Source organism: Serratia sp. Z4 (assembly GCF_009900725.1).
Lineage (GTDB): Bacteria > Pseudomonadota > Gammaproteobacteria > Enterobacterales > Enterobacteriaceae > Serratia > Serratia nematodiphila.
Genome location: NZ_JAAABD010000016.1, coordinates 12,504 through 28,996, shown reverse-complemented (window position 1 = coordinate 28,996; position 16,493 = coordinate 12,504). Strand labels below are relative to the sequence as shown.

The following is a 16,493-nucleotide window of genomic DNA, read 5'->3' as shown; positions in this document are numbered from 1 at the left end:
ACCCATGTTGGTGATTTCCTTCTTACTTGTGGTGAGTAAGCTGGAATATTCCGGCATGGGTTTCCTTCAGGCTAGAGCCTCACAGGTTCAATCACCACCTCCTTAGGAGGTGGTTTAAGGCTTACAATAAAAAGGCCGCGTAAGCGGCCTTGCTTTACGTTAAATACCGGCGGCTTTATTGACCTTCTCCACAAGCTTTTCATTAACCAGCACGCTGACCAGGGTCATGATGATGGCAAAGCCAAAAATGCCCAGCGGCGTACCCAGTATCACGCTGTAGGCAAACGCCGTCAGCGCCGTGGCGGCCATGCCCGCCCCGATGGTCTCAATCTTCACGAAAAGGGGTCTGAAGTTCTGCGTCCGGATCGCTTTAGGCAACTCGACAACGAAGACATCGTAGGCATCGATGGCCTTGCCCGTGTAGTAGAACGCCTTGCTGAACTTGGCAAGGTTCTGGGCGATATGCTCTCGGCGCACCGACGCCAGCGCTTTGGCCACCGCTTCGCGATCGGCGACGCTGAATTTCTTGTTCAGCACGTCCTTGTACTTCTCAAACGCCTTCAGCGCCTCCTCCGCATTTTTGAGCGTTTTCCCCTTGGCCGCATCGGCCAGCTCTTTGGCCACCTTGGCGGACTGCTCGCCAAATTTCTCCGTCAGTTCCTTGTAAAAGTCCGCCGTCGTCTTGATGGCGTCTTTCATCGCCTCCTCTTCTTTCTTCCTGGCTTCTTCAGCCTCCCGCGCCTGCCGCTCTGCTCGCAGGACGTTCAGCCGCTTTTCTGCCTCCAGTTTTTCTCGCTGAGCCTGTTCAATACGTTGCTGTGCCAGGTTTGCTTCAGTTCGCGCCGATACAATAGCAGCCTTGTGTGCATTGACTTTATTACCGGCATCCTCTGCATCGCCACGATGTATCGCTTGAGATGTCTTACCTCCTTTTTTCGATAACGCAATCAGCCTGTCCCATTCAGCCTCGAGCGCTGGAAGTTGCTTCTCAAGTTCAGTGGCGCGGCTCTCTGCCACTGACTTCTCTGTACTTGCCGTGTTAATGCGCTGCTGTGCTTCATTAAGTTTACGCTGCTGCAATTGCTCATTATTCTGAGCGTCCCATTCAGCCTGCTTGCGTTTCGCCTCTTCCTCGGCGCGTCGCTTGGCTTCCGCCTCTGCCGCTTTGCGTTTGGCGTCTTCTTCCGCCTTACGTTTTGCCTCTTCGGCCGCTTTACGCCGGGCTTCTTCGTCTGCCTTGCGCTTGGCTTCCAGTTGCGCAATGTCCTGCTGTTCCTTTTGCCACTGCTGATACGCATTGGTCAGGCCGGGCACCGCCACATTGGATTTCCGATACCCGGTGCGATCACTGCCTTTGCCGCCGCCGTTGATCTCGTATTTTTGCGTGATCTCGGTCATGATCTTATTGTTGTCCAGCCAGAAGCCGGGGGGATTTGGCCGCGACGGACCGCCGTAAAGACAGCCAGCGGAAGGGTATAGTCTGCCGCCGGGTTTTTGCCGGCATAGCGCCCATCCGAAATGCTGGCGTTATTGCCAAAATTCTGGCCGGCCGGCGGTTTGGCAGCATCGATGATGGAATTCAGTACGCGGGTTGCACCGCCCGCGCCATCATCCACTAACGATGAATTTTCATAGTTCATGACGACCCCGTTCATCGTTGCGTGGCCCTCGGCATTGATAATGACTTTGCCATACCGGGAGACAAGCACATCGCCGGGCTGCATGACCTGCCAGCTGACAGTACCACCACTGCCACCGCCGCTGTCGCCCCCGTTACCCGTGGGGCCGGTAGGGCCAGGTCGGCTGGGACGATCGCCGGTCACCGTCATGCTGTCGCCATCATCCGGTGAATGATAAGTAAATTTGGTATTTGCATTAAAAAGCATGGACTATCTCCGCGGATTAATACTGTACAAATGCACAGTTAAATCGACTGTATAGACCGTGTCTGCCGGGGACAACCCCATGGAGGGCACTCTCGTTTGTACTAAGGCGGATACAACAGGCGTTGATCAGAATAGATGGTCGAGTACCACCAAATCAGTCTCAGGAAGATCGGGACTAGCAGAAAACGGATCTGACCGCGAAAAAGCACAACCTGTAGGGATGTACTATATTATATGTAAGGTATGTACATTCTGTATTGTATGTATTACTTGTATTTTTTGTATTGTGTATTTTTTACGCCAGGGGTACGATGACGGCATTCCCCAACAGACCGGAGCCTGATCATGATCCCGTTACCCCCGGACACCGTACGCCGTATTGAAGACGCCGCCGCGGCCCTCATCGCCGCCGGCACCCCGAACCCGACCAACGAGCAGGTCCGTCAGCACCTCGGCGGCGGCTCGCTGTCCCACATCTCCCCGGTGATGCGCGCGTTCCGCGCCCGCCTGCGCGAACAGCGCGCGGAGCAGGCGCCGGCGCTGCCGGCTGAGCTGGCACAGCTGCTGAGCGGCCAGCTGGCCCTGCTGTGGCAGGCGGCCGTGAAACAGGCCGACGCCGACACCCTGGCCGCCCGCGAACAAGCCGATGCGGATATTGCCCAGGCCGACCGGGAGCGCGACGCCGCGCAGGCAACCGCGACCCGGCTTGAGAGCGAGCTGGCGGTGCTGCGCGAGGTGGTGGCCGAGCGCGATCGCCTGCTGCAGGAGGTGCGCGCGCTGCGGGATGAGGCGCTGCCGCTGCGCGAGCAGGCCGCCCGGCTGACCGCCACCGGCGAGCACCTGGCGACGCAGCTGAAGGACACCCAGGCCGAGCTGAAAGGCGCCCGCGAGGAAACCCGCACCCTGCAGGCCGAGCTGCTGACGCTGGCGCGCGGCGCCGGGAAGGTGAAGCCATGAGAGCGGAAATCGAAAACTGTGTGAGGGCTTTTCACCAGGCGCTGAAAAAGGCTGCCCAGGAGCAGCCAGAAGAATGCAGGAACGGACCACGCTGATGTGAACTGAAAAACTTCCCGGCCGGCAGCTGCGACCTGGCCAGCCAGACGCTGGTGAAATATCTCAGAGATCACGACCCAAACCTGTTTCCCTATGTCATCGCCACGAGCAGGATTGAAAATGATGGCATAAAGAGTCACGTCTTTGTCGCTCTGGACGGGGACTACATCGATCTGACTCTGGATCAGTTTGACGAGTATGACGACTGGATTGTGGCGGAGCCGATCGAGTCCGGCGGGACGCTGGGCGCCTTCCTGCAGAAGGTTCGCCGTCTGGAAGGCACGATCACCACGCGTGAAGTGACCCTGGATGTCATTCAGGGTGACGGCCATCAACTGTATGGCTGGTTGAAGAAGACGGCTGACGATCTGTTGGCGGCGGCAGGCCAGAACGTCAAACCTGAGCCTTTACCGGTACTGGTGTCCAGAGAGATCCATCCGGATTACCGCGACTGGTCACCTGCCGGACCGTCAGCTAAAGCCGCTCATGTCCCTGAAATGAAAAAGCGGCCGAAAATGACGCACGAAGGGACAATCACTGAATGCTACAAACCACGCCATGTCAGGCAGCGTGAAACCAGCACTCAGTGGGTCAGTGAGTGTGGACTCCGATTCAGAAATTCCACCGGCGCTGAGGTCGAAAGCGGCGTCTGGAGTGCAAACCGTCTTGACTTGAAGAGTATCCGGGAACTTCAGCCCGGCGAATAAACGTCAGATCGGGTATCACGGATACCCCCCCTTACGGGATGACATCATGCCTTACTATAATGCCGCTGACAGGCGGGCAAGAGCCAGGGATGCCTGGCACGCTGAATGGATCAGCAAAAGCGGGCTGAAAGCGCGGCTCTGGACGGATAAAGCCATTGCGGAATTTATCGGCAGGCCTGAGAAAGCGGGCCCGGTCATGGCCTGGAGGCGGAAAGACGTGCAGAAGGTCGAAGGGACGCCTGCATTCCAGAGGTGGCTGGCAAAGTGCCGTGAATGGCTTGCGGCACAGGGCAAATTACCTGGTGAACAACAGCCCAGTGCGTAGTTAGACGTTCAGGTATTTTGTCCAACATAGCTATAAGCAACTACCTAAATTTTGTATCCTCTAAGCTGCGCTGTAAGCAATTAATTCCCATCGTGGCACATGCACAAAGGACGATATATGCAAACGCTAAAGAGCAGACTTGAGACGGTAGTGCATTGTTTTGAAAATGATTTTCGCGGGTTTAAAATCAAAAGCAGCAAAGCCGACGCCATGAAATGGCTAATGCGATTCAATTTACCTTACACGGTTAGAGAAGCTGAACCCGGTAAATATCTACTGCTTAATCGCGAATATAAACCGCTGGGATTTATGGCAGAGGCCGGCGGTCATGGAGCGGAGCACGCTGTTTACGAAGATCATCTTCTTCCAGGTGCACCGGGATTACTCGATAACGACATTTACTTTTATAATGACGCTTCAACCCCGTGGGGAAGCGCGAAAAATTGGACGGCATACCAAAAGGCCGTACTCACATTCCTTGAGAAACTTCCAGGCTGATTGACTCGCCACGGATGCTCTAATCAGGCCGCTTCTGCGGCCTTTTTTACGCCTGCTGTTCTGGTCACTCAGGTGATTCTGTCCAGCTCTGCTGGCTGCGTTTTAGAAAGGTGCACTGCCTTCCGACTCTGCCAGAAATCGGATCTCAGCGAAAAAAAGAGAGAAACCCATATAGGCTGAGCATATCCATATGTCCGACATCTGCATACGCTATATGTATACATATGCTGAACATCTGCCTATACTTAACCTATGTGCACACCCGGTGCATGTACGTCATCTCGGATCTGTCATTCATATCAATAATATTCGGGAGTTAATTATGAGAACCGTATCCATTTTCAAAAACGGCAATAACCGGGCCATCCGTCTGCCCCGCGATCTGGATTTTGAGGGGGTGAGCGAGCTGGAGATCGTCCGGGAAGGGGACCGCATCATCCTGCGTCCCGTCCGGCCGTCCTGGGGCTCGTTCGCCAGCCTGGAAAAGGCCGATCCGGACTTTATGGCGGAGCGTGAGGACGTGGTCAGCGACGAAGGACGAGTTAACCTGTGAACAAAATGTATATGCTCGACACGAACATCTGCTCGTTCATCATGCGCGAGCAGCCGGAAGCGGTACTGAAGCGTCTGGCGCAGGCGGTGCTGCGCGGCCACCGTATCGTGGTCTCGGCTATTACCTACTCCGAGATGCACATCGGCGCCACCGGCCCGAAGGCCTCGCCGCGCCATGTCCAACTGGTTGACGCGTTCTGTGAGCGGCTCGATGCCATCCTGCCCTGGGATCGCCCCGCGGTGGATGCGACCACGGAGATTAAGGTCGCGCTGCGCCTCGCAGGGACGCCGATTGGCCCGAACGACACGGCGATTGCCGGGCACGCCATCGCCGCCGGCGCGGTGCTGGTGACAAACAATGTGCGGGAATTTGAGCGGGTACCGGGACTAAGTCTGGAAGACTGGGTAAAATAATATAGTGCACTAATGACGGAATATTAAAAGAATGAGTGAACAGAAAATTGATAACCCAGCTCAAAGATTGCTGGATTTACTTGAGCAAGGAAACAAATATCAAAGGACTGATAATTTTCGCAAGGTCTGGCAAAAAATATTACAGGTTGAATATAATCGCAGGGGCCATGCCCATGATATCCGCCGCAGTGCATACAGCTTTGACCAACCTGAGCAAATAGCCATCAACGGCCCCTTTATTGAGGGTGCCATTTAGTTCTTCCGTGGCCAATTTCACGCCACTCACTCATCCAGTTGAATAATTTCATCTTGACGCCGTACACCACGTAGGGTCCGTTGTCCCACCAGGCCCTGCGCGACGAGACCATCGACCGACAGGCTCAGAGCAACGCCCTTTGTCGAGCGCCAGTCGCTGATGGACACCGCCGACACACTCAACGCCACGGTGGAGATCGTCGCCTGAAAGATTGCTATGGCCCGCTGCCGTTCCTATTCTGCATATCAGAGACTGGCTTCTGTATGGTGACGGTCACCAGGCCGGTGTTCACTGAACTACGCCGCCCACCGGAACGACGATTGCTCTAACAGCTCTCAGTGGCGGTACATTTCGCGGCATGTGCCAAAGAGCGGCAACAGCGGTACTGGATGAGCTCGACGCGCTGTACGGGGATTTGAGAGCGCCAGCACCTCCAACGGGGGATCACCTGGTAGGGAGACGGGCACAGACACAACATGCGGTAGATATTTCAGCAGAAAACGTACTATTTGTAGCGTTATCCACAGAAACTGTGGATAAGTCGGCAGCTTCAGTAAAGCGGCCTTTTACCGAAATGCTGTTGATTAGAGAAGCAGATCGGTAGTTTAGCCGCAAAATTGTCCTCATCCATGGCTGACACGCTTCTCAATGCCAACATAGTCTCTGGATCGGCGTCAGTCCAAGAACAGTGAAGTTGTCAACCACTTCGCTGATGGTAGGGCAAAATAGGGGATCATGCTACGATATCACGATGAAAACGACACCTACCGCGCACGACGCGCTATTCAAACAGTTTTTGACGCATCCGGAAACCGCCCGTGACTTTCTGGACGCACACCTTCCGCCGGCGTTACGCCAGGCATGCGACCTGAGCAGCCTGCGCCTGGAGTCCGGTTCGTTTGTCGAGGACGATCTGCGCGCCTACTACTCCGACGTGCTCTATTCGCTGAAGACCGGGCAGGGCGACGGCTACATCTACGCCCTCATCGAGCACCAATCGACGCCGGACAAAAACATGGCATTCCGGTTGATGCGTTATGCGATTGCCGCCATGCAACGCCATTTGGCCGCAGGCCACGAACAGCTGCCGCTGGTGATCCCGATCCTATTCTATCATGGCCAGGTAACACCCTACCCGTATCCGATGAACTGGTTGCAAGGTTTCATCGATCCGACGCTGGCTGGCCAGCTGTACGGTGGCGATTTTCCGCTGGTCGATGTCACGGTCATTCCGGACAACCAAATCATGCTGCATCGCCGCGTCGCCATTTTGGAGCTGCTGCAAAAACACGTTCGCCAGCGCGACCTCGCCGATCTGATGGAACAGCTGGTCACTTTGCTGCTGGCAGGTTACACTACTCAGGAGCAGCTGACATCACTGATGCATTACATGCTGCAGGTTGGTGAAACCCGCAATCCGGGCGAATTACTATCAACCCTGGCCTCACGAGTGCCGGAACACGAGGACACGCTGATGACAATTGCAGAGAAACTGCGCCTTGAGGGCGAAAAACGCGGGCTGGAAAAGGGCCGCTTAGAAGGTTGGCAAGAAGGGCGCCAAGAAGGCGAGCGCGAAGCGGCGTTAAAAATCGCCCGCGCCATGCTGGCCAGCGGTCTTGATCGAGATTCGGTAATGAAAATGACCGGGCTAACTACCGACGATTTGGTGCAGCTCCGCCACTGATTCACCCTACTTGATATCCCTCTGCCGGTTAGTCAACCGAGACTAGTCCGGCAGGCCCCCCCGTGATTTCCGCCCCCCCAAAACAGAAAAAAAATCAATAAGTAAAGGGCGGGCCTAAATAAGGCCCGCCCATAGTATTTAGCTTGCGTTAGAATCCGATCCAGCTTCATCATTCGCGGCTCTCTTGAGAAGCTCAAGAACCCCCTCTTTCCCATACTCTTTAATCAGGCGGGCAAGCTCTTTTTGCGCCTGACTTTCCTTTTTACGGCAGGCGCTTTCATGACGCTCTTTGAAAACGGCTTCCGGCTCTGCTTTCAACCGCACCTGATCTTCATGGGTGATGAAAAACAAGGATTGTTTTGTACGGTTTCCGACATCCGATTCAGTTTCAACACGGCGACTGGAAATGGGGAATGAGTATTGCTTTTCTAAAGCATGGATCACTGCAGAAGCTCGCTTCACACCATAATCAGCAGGAATTGTATAGCCTGACGTAGTGACCGACTTGTCATCTAACAACGCGGCAAGCACACATGCCTGTGTACGATTGAGTGTCTGGACGGTTTCCAGTACCGATGGATGCCCTTCGAAGAAGGAGACTAATTTGATACGAGCCATCTCGGGCGCGTAGTCGTCAGTGACTTTGCGTTGATTAAAATCTTTTTCTGTCATAGTAGCTTACTCCAATCTAGAACGGATAAAGCCAATGCAGAGATGTAAATAAGATTTGCAAGAATGCAAAATCTTCTGGAAATCTACGACAATTAGCCGTAATCTTCCGTCACGGCTTGACCAGATCTGGAAAATTTGGTTGAGCCGCTTCAATCTCTGCATTGGAGCGTGAGCAGCTATCGGGCGGGCCTGAGAAACCTAATTTGCCTGATAGCTGCTTTTTCGTCTCTGAGATCCATGATCACCAGAATCTCAATGCTACCATGTCCCGCCGAAACACACATCTAAATTCTTTCAAATAAGTATATTTTATGTGCACACAGTTCACCAGAGCGATTATCCGGGGTTTTATCGCTATTTTTGATTTGTAGTCAGCTTAACAACAGAAAACGCTTGTGATGTGTTTTGATGGCTTTTTTCGACCTGTAAAAAAAACCAGAGGTTTAATTTACAGGTGTGGGCACTTGACGAACCTCACGAGATGAAGAAGCCGTGTCAACGTTGAGCAACAACGAGGGGGAAGTAAGAGAGGACGTCCAGGTTAACCCCGGTGCATATCCAGCAATTCAATTTAACATAATGCGCATTATCTGTACTTTTTTAACATTATCAATGTATTATGAAATAATCACCACGTCGTTAACCATTGAGAGATGTCCTTTTTTTGGCATAAAGGCTCTAAGCTTTAGTGACTTTAGGGATCCGAAAAATGTTGGTGACTATGTGTGATAAAGAGTTAGTTCGTGCCCAGGTGATCCAGTCTGTTTGCGAAAAACGGTTACGTCGTCGTGATGCAGCAAATCAGTTGGATCTCAGTGAACGTCAGGTTTAGCGTCTGATGGATAAGTTTCGCTTGTCAGGAACTCCCGGGCTTGCCAGCTTAAAACGAGGTAAACCGGGAATCCAAAGTCTTCCGGAGCAACTAAGAATAAAAGTTCTGGCACTGCTACGTGAAAACTACAGCGACTTTGGACCCACACCTAGCCACAGAAAAGCTCAGCGAACGCCACCAAAATCTATCTCTGTAGAAACTGTTCGTCATCAGCCCCCCCGTACACGGCATTGAAATTGAAACATTGGATTCTAAGATGTACAATTTAGTTGTACAATTGAATTTACATACATACAAAAGGTGTGCGCACTATGCAATCTATCAACTTTACTTCAGCCCGTGACAAACTAGCATCAGTCTTGGACAGGGTATCTGCAGGCGAGCCAGTTATGATCACCCGCCGTTCAGCAAGGTCGGTGATAGTGGTTGATGCTGAGCAATATGAAAAAATGCAGAAAATTCAGGCTGAGTCGGATTTTGAATGGCTTTTCGTTGAGCATGGTAAAACTCTTCAGGCCCTGAAGAACCGATGATAAATTTTCTTACCACGAAAGATGTCATCAACATTCATGATCGTATGATATCAATATATGGAGGGCTTGAGGGTTACTCCGATGCCGGCCGGATTGAAAGTATGGTCACCCGTATTATCAATCGCCATGTTTATGAAGGCGAGCATGATGTGCATGTCCTGGCTGCTGCTTATCTGCTGGCGATAGCCAGGGGACATTGTTTTAATGATGCAAACAAAAGAACAGCCTTTGCTTCAACTATGCTTTTTTTACGCCGTAACGGTGTTCTTGTGCATTTTTCTGAAGAACATGAGGAGCTGACAGTCAGGGCAGCAAAAGGGGATATAGATGTGTGGGAAATTGCAGATGCGCTAAAAGCTTCGCAATAACGCGCATTGCTTCGTTATTGCAAACAACCTTTAAATTTAACATAACAGTATATCTGTGCTTTTTTAACATTTTCAATGCGTTATAAATTTAACTCTATGCATGAACTCCCGCCACGTTGCTGAAACTATACTTTGCCCAAGTTGCTCGGACCAGAGCGCCGCAGGCGCCGTTCTCCACAGGAAAAAAAGCGTGCAGGTTACGCGTATTCTGGACAGCATTGCGCTGTTTCGCGGCTACCCGGTGACGTAAGCTCATGGCAAACTGCGCGGTCAGATAGCTGACCAGCTCACGCTTTATCGCTGGTTCAATAACGTCTTTCAGTACGCGGCACTCGAGACTCTGGACCGCAAACATCTGTTTCAGCCTGCGGTTGTAGCGATAATATTATCAAGCAGACGGCACATAAGACTGTCAGTGACGATGCTGATTATCTGGCGAAACGAATTTATTTCTCTCTTAAGGTGAGTAAACTCTGGCGAGTCCTGTAGTTTTTTTAATGCGGCATACAGAGCCATCCCTTTTTCCGTTAGTCTTATCCCTGAACTGTTACGAATAAAAAGCAAACAATCGAGATTTTTTTCTAATGTTGATATCGACTTACTGATTGCTGATGAAGTGACGAATAACTTCTCAGAGGCGACTGATAATGATTTATGCTCTGCAACTGTAAGGAAATAGCGGTAACGGCTCTACAGTGATAAACATGCTGTTTTTCGCGTCAGCCAGGCTGAAACTCGCCGCACCGGCACCACGCAGTTTGGACGCGTTCTGCATGAACTTAACATCGAGCTCATCTGTGCCAACAGTTCGCAGGCCAAAGGCCGCGTCGAGCGTGCCAACCTGACACTCCAGGACCGATTAATCAAAGAGATGCGACTCGAGAGTATCAGCAGCATCGAGGAAGCCAACGCCTGGCTGGACAGCTTCATCCTGGACTTCAACCGCCGCTTTGCCAAAGCCCCCAAATACCCAAAAAATCTCCATCGGCCCGTCAATGAGCAGTCGGCAGAACTGGATGATATCTTTGCCTGGCAGGAGTTTAGAACCCTCTCAAAATCGCTGACATTCCAATACGATAAGATGCTTTACCTCGTTGAACCTACAGAGGAAAACACACGTATCGCCGGAGAGAAAATCATGGTTTATGACTATCCTGACGGCACATTGGCCTTTAAGTACGGCTACAGGATGCTGACCTATCAGGTCTTCGACAAGCTGGCCATCGTTGACCAAGGTGCCATCGTGGACAACAAACGCCTCGGCGCCGTACTGAAGCTGGCGCAGACCCAGCAGGATGAACGAGACAGGGATGGTCAAAGAGTGCGCAGCAAGAGGATGCCCAAACGACGAGCCCAGGCGAGAATCCAGGAACAACTCAGAGCTATCAACCCGGTCCTGGCCACCCCAGAGGAGTTCAGAGCCAGCCTCAAACGCTAACGCCCTTTTCTCTTTTTAACATTCACCAAAGTGACATTTTAAAATTGGAAACCAGGGTGACATTTCAACTTCGGATAGACAAAGTAATGTCACTTTTTGGGATGCGGATGTTTTCCTGGACGGTTTTATTGCGCGATGCCGAGTTGCCGACGGTACATTTCCGGGCTGAGTGCTCCCAGCGACAACTTGATGCGATGTTCGTTATACCATCGTAAGTCGGTTAACTTCTTCGCGCAACGCATCGCGCTCCTCCGTAAGAGACGGCTTTTCATGTTTGCGCATGGACTGGTAAGCCTCATCGCCGATGATTTCATCTTTCCATTTGTACAATACCGTGCGACTGATGCCAATGTTCCTGGCGACTTCTCTGGCTGGCACATACCGTGTACAAAGCGCCATGACAGCCTGACGTTTCACCTCAGGTTCAAAAGGTGCATTTTGGTTGATCGTACTGGTGAAAATAAGCCGTCTGTCGGGATGACGTTCATTAACCCAGCGAGCCAGTACATCACAGCAGGGATAACCAAGGGTCCTGCTGGTAAACGCCAGACAACAGCCATGGTTAAGATAATGTTCAACAGCAACCTGCTTTTGCATATCAGAGTAGCGAGGCTTACGGGGTATGGTTTTTGTAGCACCGTCACTCGCTTCCCATAAACGGATCCAGCGTCGCAGATTTCTTTTAGAGGGGTAACCCAGCTCACGAACCACGGGAGCCAATTTTCTGCCGTATTTAAAGTAAAGTTCAATTGCGCGGAGTCGCTCTGCTTCGGTAAACATTATTTATCTCCTGAGAGTCCAGGAAATCGTCCGCATCCCCTTTTAGCCATTTAGAAATGTCCCTTTTTTTGGCATAAAGGCTCTACGCTTTTGTGACTTCAGGGATCCGAAAAAATAAGTTTCGCTTGTCAGGAACTCCCGGGCTTGCCAGCTTAAAACGAGGTAAACCGGGAAGCCATAGTCTTTCGGAGCAACTAAGAATAAGAGGTTCCAAAAAAACGCGATCCAAATTCCTCACCATTAAAGTCAAGTGTCAGATCAAGTCGCGACTAATACACTTAAGACGACTGTATCTCTGCAGGACACAGACTTGATTCCCCAAAGTCAATTGCCCAAACATGTCCATCAGAATCAACTAAGAAATTTCCCCAATTGGGATCGCCATGATTGATGCCAATGTTATCTAACCGCGTTAGCTCATCATTTATTTTCCGTTTTATATCTTCGATCTGCCTTTCATTGAGTTGGGTTTCGAGTAAATCAGCCCTGTCACCAGGAACCTTCCTCATCAACAGCATCTCACCACTAGCTATTGCCGTTTGTGGCCCATAGACTTTTTGAAATATCACCGCCTCTCTCTGTATTTTACTCTCGTCAACATCCTCAAAATGAATGCCAACCTCTGGCATTTTTATAACCCATTGATCATTGATTTCGTAAACAGTTCCATACCTTCCCGATGAAATGGCTTTTTCTCTTTTTTCTGATGCTGACAGCTTCAGAAACTCTAATATATCAGCACTAGGTAGAGGCGCTGGAGAAAGGTGCCTTGAACTCATATCCATACTGCCAGCTAAGTCTTCAACTGCCGGCTGCAGGCATTTGGTTAACTTTGATCCACCTCCGGGGAGTCTTCCTTTACCCAATCCCTTCAGTGCCACCCGATCCCAGAGTTTCACCATCTCCGCGGAGTATCCGTCACGCACACAAGACATCTCAGCCCCCCCCCTAGTTTGACCAGCATCCGTCTCCTGATAAAACGACCTAGACTCACTTTCAACATCGAAGTCATCATTGGTAATCCTTGCTAAAACGGACTTTTTTGACCTTGACTTAAAAGTATACATTCGTTACTCCCTTGATAATATTGCCTCAGAATTCGACAATAAAACTGAGGTTATCCTGATAGTTACCCACCGGAACTTCGCTCTGCGCCGTATTGACCGCCGCCTTATACGGGATGCTTTGCGCCAGCCCGGTGCCGGCACCGCTCTGTTTGTTGGTACTGTCCCAAACGGTCGTCGTATTAGGCAGGTAAATCTGATACTGCATAAAATTGCTGGTACCGCTTTTCATGCGGCGCCAACCGGTGATGGGGTTATTGCCGTTGGTGAAATAGGTGTTGTATCCCTCGGTTTTGGTGCAGGTCAGGGTGATGCTCTGATTGACAGGATTGAATTGCCCGACCAACGCCATACTGCCAAAATTGACGTTAGGCGCAGTACCTATCAGGCAGTCTTTGGTGATGGTGACGCTGACGCTGACCGTGCTGGGCTTATTGACGCCATCCCACCAGATGCATGCACCTAAGACACCGAGACCACAGATATGGTAATTCCAGATCAGGTTGATGCTGTCGGTATAAGTGCCTGCACGCACGTTGGCACCTACGGTGGTTTTGATATACAGCGGGAAATTGACGTTGGCGGAAATCAGGATCAGTGACAGCAGGTTGAGCGAGCTGTAATCGATGGTTTGGCCAGTGCTGTAAGGGTATTGGTAGTTGGCGTCGGGATAAATCAGGTACGCGATTTTATCGCCGGAGCCGTCGGTATTGGTTAACGCCATGCCGTTGGTGGTCGACGCAACCTTGACCGTGACGGTGTTCTGCGACAGCAGCGATAGTCCAAGACCGGTGCAGTATAGACCGGCAGTGCCCTGAGCATTGAGCTGCCCATTGTACACGACAAGGGAGCTGCTGCCCGGCAAGGTGACACTGCCATTGGTGGTATCGCAGTCGGCTAATGTATGCTGACAAAACAGCAGTAAGGAGCCCAACAGTAGCATCTTTAATCCCCGAAACATAGTGACTCTCCGTCGTTGAATTAGCGGCAGACAACCGGGCCGACGCGCTGGATGCCCTGAGGCTTCGCCAGGCTGAATTCCGCCTGACACGGCGGGCCGCCGTCGGCTGGGATCACGCTCAGGCGATTGTGTTGTTGCACCGGGTCGATATAGGTCATGCCATCCCAACCCACATAGCTCTGTTGATTGCCGCCAACCACCGCCACCTGGCTGCCGTTGGCCAACGGCTTGCCTTGCTCGTCAACCAGTTCGACGTCGGCGGCGGAAATGGGTTGGATGGGGAACTCAACCAGAAAACCACTGTGATCGCGAATAGCGACGGTTTTCTCCACCGTCGGCAGCACGACGTCGGCGGGCAGGTTGAGCGGATCAATCTGGAATTTCGCATGATAGTAAGACGTGACAGTCGGCACCAGTAAATAGCCCTGGGCATCGGTCTTGCCGATCGGCTGGTTCTCATAGCTCACCGGAATGTCGGCGTACCCTTGCGTGGATACCAGCGCAAAGGCATCGTTGATGGTGTTGGTAGCATACACGCCGCCGTTCATCGCCACGAGCGAACCGCTGATTTCTCCCCAGTGGTTGATATCATCACGGGTGCCGTATACGCCCGCTCGGGCTTCGAGCCTGCGAGCTCGCCAGGTCAGATCCGCCTGACGGTAATCGCCGCCGCTCGGGTTATTGGCGTAGGCCAGATCCCAGCCTAAACCGCCATCAGTCGGCGCGGTACGGCTGTAGCTGACGCGCTCGCTCCAGCGGTTATTGTTGTCGCGCGCGGCGCTGACGCTGGTTGTGCCCCAGCGGTCAAACGGAATGGAGAGCTGCAGTTGGGCACTGTAACCGCTGCTGCCGATTTCCCGATTCAGTGAGGCGTACAGGCTGCTGTTGCCCCAAAGCGACATACTGTAGGAAAGGTTCACCAGGCGGGTACGTTGAGCGATGGCATCGCGTACGTCAAAATAGCCAACGCCGAGGCTACCGAGCCGGCCCAGGCCGACGCTACCGGTCAACTGATCGGTGCGGCGGCTCAGACGGTAGTCGCTTTTATACACGGAAATGTCGCCAAAATCGGCGCTGCGCAGGATACGCTGTGCGTTGAGGCTGAAACGTTGGGTGCTGTAGGTATAGCCAAAGCTCCTCTGATCGCCGTGGTTACCGGTGTAGCGATAGACGGGCTGAGGGTCCGGCTGTTGCAACGGCCTGCCGGTCAGCGGATCGTAATAAGGGGGGAATTGTATCGGCCGGCCGCCGTTAAACGCTTCGTCGCCGGCCTGGCTGACGCTGTAGGATCCATTGATAACCCCCCATTGCCCGATGCGAATGTCAGCACCCATGCCACCAACCGCCAACTCGGCTGCACCTTCGGCCCGACCTTCCAGGGTGAACCAATCATTGACGCCGTAACGTAAACTGGCACTGCCTACCCATTGACCGTAATCGACAGAATTTACCCCGTAGTTGCGCCGCAGCCAGCCGGTGGAAATGCTGAAATCGCTCATACCGGTCTGCAGCAGGTTGCTGGCCACGTAGAACGGTACTGTAGTGCTGACCTGACGGCCGAGGGCGTCGGTGGTGACGACGGTGGCCTGACCCGCACCGTTAATGTAGGGCACGCTGTTGAGGGTGAACGGCCCGGGATTGATGTTGGTGGTACTGTTTTTATAGCTGTTGATGTATAAATCGACACTGCTGGGCAGTGCCGCCTGGCCGGAAAACTGCGGCAGCGGATAGGTGATAAGATCCGGGCGTACCGCGAAATTGCGCGCCAATTGCAAGCCGCCGATGCGCACGGCGCTGCTCCAGGGGAGCGAGCCGGTGGTAAGGTCACCGGCGGTCAGACTCAGCATCCGCTGGTCATCGTTGAAACGCCAGTAGCTGTCGTACCGAATATAGCGGCCGCCATCGTCGTTTGGCCCGCTGTTAAACCCGCTGCGGTAGATGCCGGTGTTGGCGATGACGCCGAAACCGTCGAACAGCCTCTGTTCGCTCCACGCCGACAGGTAACCCGGCCGGCCATTGCCGTTGCTTTGACTGGCATAGATGTCGTAGTTAAACAGCAAACCCAGGCTGCTTTGCGCCGGCAAGCGCTGCAATGATGAACGGGCGCCAATGGTTTGCTGCGGCAACCAGTCGTTGGGCACGTTAATCAGCAACTGCTGGCTCTCGCCGCTGTAGCTGACATCCACCTTCTCCAGCCGATCGACGGCGATTTCTTTCGCCTGTTTATCCGCTACCGGCAGCCCGGCGTCGAGCAGTTGTTGGGCCGTCATGTAGTAATGGCCACCACGGTAGTTGACGGGTACGACGTTGCCGGTTTGCCGCCCGTTGACGACCGGCTCCAGATACAGCGTGGTGTCCGGCATGCTGATAGCAGCAGGTGACGGCAGATCGTCGCCGAGCGCAAACGGCAGCCAGCCGCCGGCCGCCATGCTCAGCATGGCAAACGCCAGTGCCTTACCGCTGAAACACC

Annotated in this window: 16 protein-coding genes and 4 pseudogenes; 11 read left to right on the top strand and 9 right to left on the bottom strand. The window is 52.9% G+C overall.

The genetic code is table 11. The annotated features are described in order from the left end of the window. Positions 1–159 precede the first annotated feature (159 nt). A complete protein-coding gene (locus GT753_RS24965; protein WP_160126096.1) occupies positions 160–1,398 on the bottom strand; it encodes a colicin-like pore-forming protein in 1,239 nt (412 codons plus the stop codon). Next, positions 1,395–1,886: a hypothetical protein gene (locus tag GT753_RS24960; RefSeq protein ID WP_160126095.1), complete on the bottom strand. Its 492-nt coding sequence runs from the start codon at positions 1,884–1,886 to the stop codon at positions 1,395–1,397. Before GT753_RS24960 ends, GT753_RS24965 begins: the two co-directional genes overlap by 4 nt. Positions 1,887–2,231: 345 nt before the next feature. On the opposite strand from GT753_RS24960, the gene GT753_RS24955 reads away from it, so the two are divergent. The 8 genes from GT753_RS24955 (at position 2,232) to GT753_RS24920 (ending at position 7,375) form a co-directional block, all read left to right on the top strand. Further along, positions 2,232–2,843: a DNA-binding protein gene (locus GT753_RS24955; protein WP_160126094.1), complete on the top strand. Its 612-nt coding sequence runs from the start codon at positions 2,232–2,234 to the stop codon at positions 2,841–2,843. Positions 2,844–2,992: 149 nt separating this feature from the next. Further along, positions 2,993–3,646, top strand: coding sequence for a hypothetical protein (locus tag GT753_RS24950; protein WP_254071046.1), 654 nt, complete (start codon positions 2,993–2,995; stop codon positions 3,644–3,646). A gap of 46 nt (positions 3,647–3,692) precedes the next feature. Then, positions 3,693–3,971: a hypothetical protein gene (locus GT753_RS24945; RefSeq protein ID WP_254071045.1), complete on the top strand. Its 279-nt coding sequence runs from the start codon at positions 3,693–3,695 to the stop codon at positions 3,969–3,971. A gap of 117 nt (positions 3,972–4,088) precedes the next feature. Continuing rightward, on the top strand, positions 4,089–4,469 hold the full coding sequence (locus GT753_RS24940) for a hypothetical protein (protein ID WP_038630149.1): 381 nt from the start codon (positions 4,089–4,091) through the stop codon (positions 4,467–4,469). A 322-nt stretch (positions 4,470–4,791) separates the two neighbouring features. After that, positions 4,792–5,022, top strand: a complete 231-nt coding sequence (gene vapB, locus GT753_RS24935) for a type II toxin-antitoxin system VapB family antitoxin (protein WP_160126093.1) — start codon at positions 4,792–4,794, stop codon at positions 5,020–5,022. Continuing rightward, complete coding sequence (locus GT753_RS24930) at positions 5,019–5,435, top strand: type II toxin-antitoxin system VapC family toxin (RefSeq protein WP_160126092.1); 417 nt, start codon at positions 5,019–5,021, stop codon at positions 5,433–5,435. Before vapB ends, GT753_RS24930 begins: the two co-directional genes overlap by 4 nt. 31 nt (positions 5,436–5,466) lie before the next feature. Further along, positions 5,467–5,691: a hypothetical protein gene (locus tag GT753_RS24925; protein WP_160126091.1), complete on the top strand. Its 225-nt coding sequence runs from the start codon at positions 5,467–5,469 to the stop codon at positions 5,689–5,691. 745 nt (positions 5,692–6,436) lie between these two features. After that, positions 6,437–7,375 carry an Rpn family recombination-promoting nuclease/putative transposase gene (locus GT753_RS24920; RefSeq protein ID WP_174242186.1) on the top strand — a complete coding sequence of 313 codons (939 nt, stop codon included), beginning with the start codon at positions 6,437–6,439 and terminating at the stop codon, positions 7,373–7,375. Positions 7,376–7,513: 138 nt separating this feature from the next. Here the strand turns inward: GT753_RS24920 and GT753_RS24915 are convergent, their stop codons facing one another. After that, positions 7,514–8,047 (bottom strand): hypothetical protein, encoded by a 534-nt coding sequence (locus GT753_RS24915; protein ID WP_160126089.1) that lies wholly within the window; start codon positions 8,045–8,047, stop codon positions 7,514–7,516. Between the two features lie 1,143 nt (positions 8,048–9,190). Here GT753_RS24915 and GT753_RS24910 point away from each other — a divergent pair. Both GT753_RS24910 and GT753_RS24905 read left to right on the top strand, forming a co-directional pair. Then, entirely contained in the window at positions 9,191–9,412 is a 222-nt protein-coding gene (locus GT753_RS24910) for a type II toxin-antitoxin system Phd/YefM family antitoxin (protein ID WP_160126088.1), read from the top strand. Continuing rightward, the gene (locus GT753_RS24905; protein WP_160126087.1) at positions 9,409–9,780 is read left to right on the top strand and encodes a type II toxin-antitoxin system death-on-curing family toxin; all 372 of its coding nucleotides are present in this window, start codon (positions 9,409–9,411) and stop codon (positions 9,778–9,780) included. The genes GT753_RS24910 and GT753_RS24905 overlap by 4 nt, the downstream gene beginning before the upstream one ends. Positions 9,781–10,024: 244 nt before the next feature. On the opposite strand, the pseudogene GT753_RS24900 reads toward GT753_RS24905, so the two are convergent. Continuing rightward, positions 10,025–10,153: pseudogene (locus tag GT753_RS24900) on the bottom strand (IS3 family transposase); the annotation flags it as partial. Next, positions 10,141–10,452 (bottom strand): annotated as a pseudogene (locus GT753_RS26000) (LysR family transcriptional regulator); the annotation flags it as partial. The pseudogenes GT753_RS24900 and GT753_RS26000, both read right to left, overlap by 13 nt. A 16-nt stretch (positions 10,453–10,468) precedes the next feature. Between GT753_RS26000 and GT753_RS24890 the strand changes: the two are divergent. Further along, a pseudogene (locus GT753_RS24890) lies at positions 10,469–11,218 on the top strand (transposase); the annotation flags it as partial. Positions 11,219–11,431: 213 nt separating this feature from the next. Here GT753_RS24890 and GT753_RS24885 read toward each other — a convergent pair. From GT753_RS24885 to GT753_RS24870, 4 genes and pseudogenes are all read right to left on the bottom strand, one after another. After that, positions 11,432–11,998 (bottom strand): annotated as a pseudogene (locus GT753_RS24885) (transposase); the annotation flags it as partial. Positions 11,999–12,276: 278 nt separating this feature from the next. Beyond that, positions 12,277–13,065, bottom strand: a complete 789-nt coding sequence (locus GT753_RS24880) for an AarF/UbiB family protein (protein WP_160126086.1) — start codon at positions 13,063–13,065, stop codon at positions 12,277–12,279. A 25-nt stretch (positions 13,066–13,090) separates the two neighbouring features. Next, positions 13,091–14,023, bottom strand: a complete 933-nt coding sequence (locus GT753_RS24875; protein ID WP_060560253.1) for a spore coat protein U domain-containing protein — start codon at positions 14,021–14,023, stop codon at positions 13,091–13,093. 20 nt (positions 14,024–14,043) lie between these two features. Further along, a complete protein-coding gene (locus GT753_RS24870; protein WP_174242185.1) occupies positions 14,044–16,461 on the bottom strand; it encodes a fimbria/pilus outer membrane usher protein in 2,418 nt (805 codons plus the stop codon). Positions 16,462–16,493: the final 32 nt, after the last annotated feature.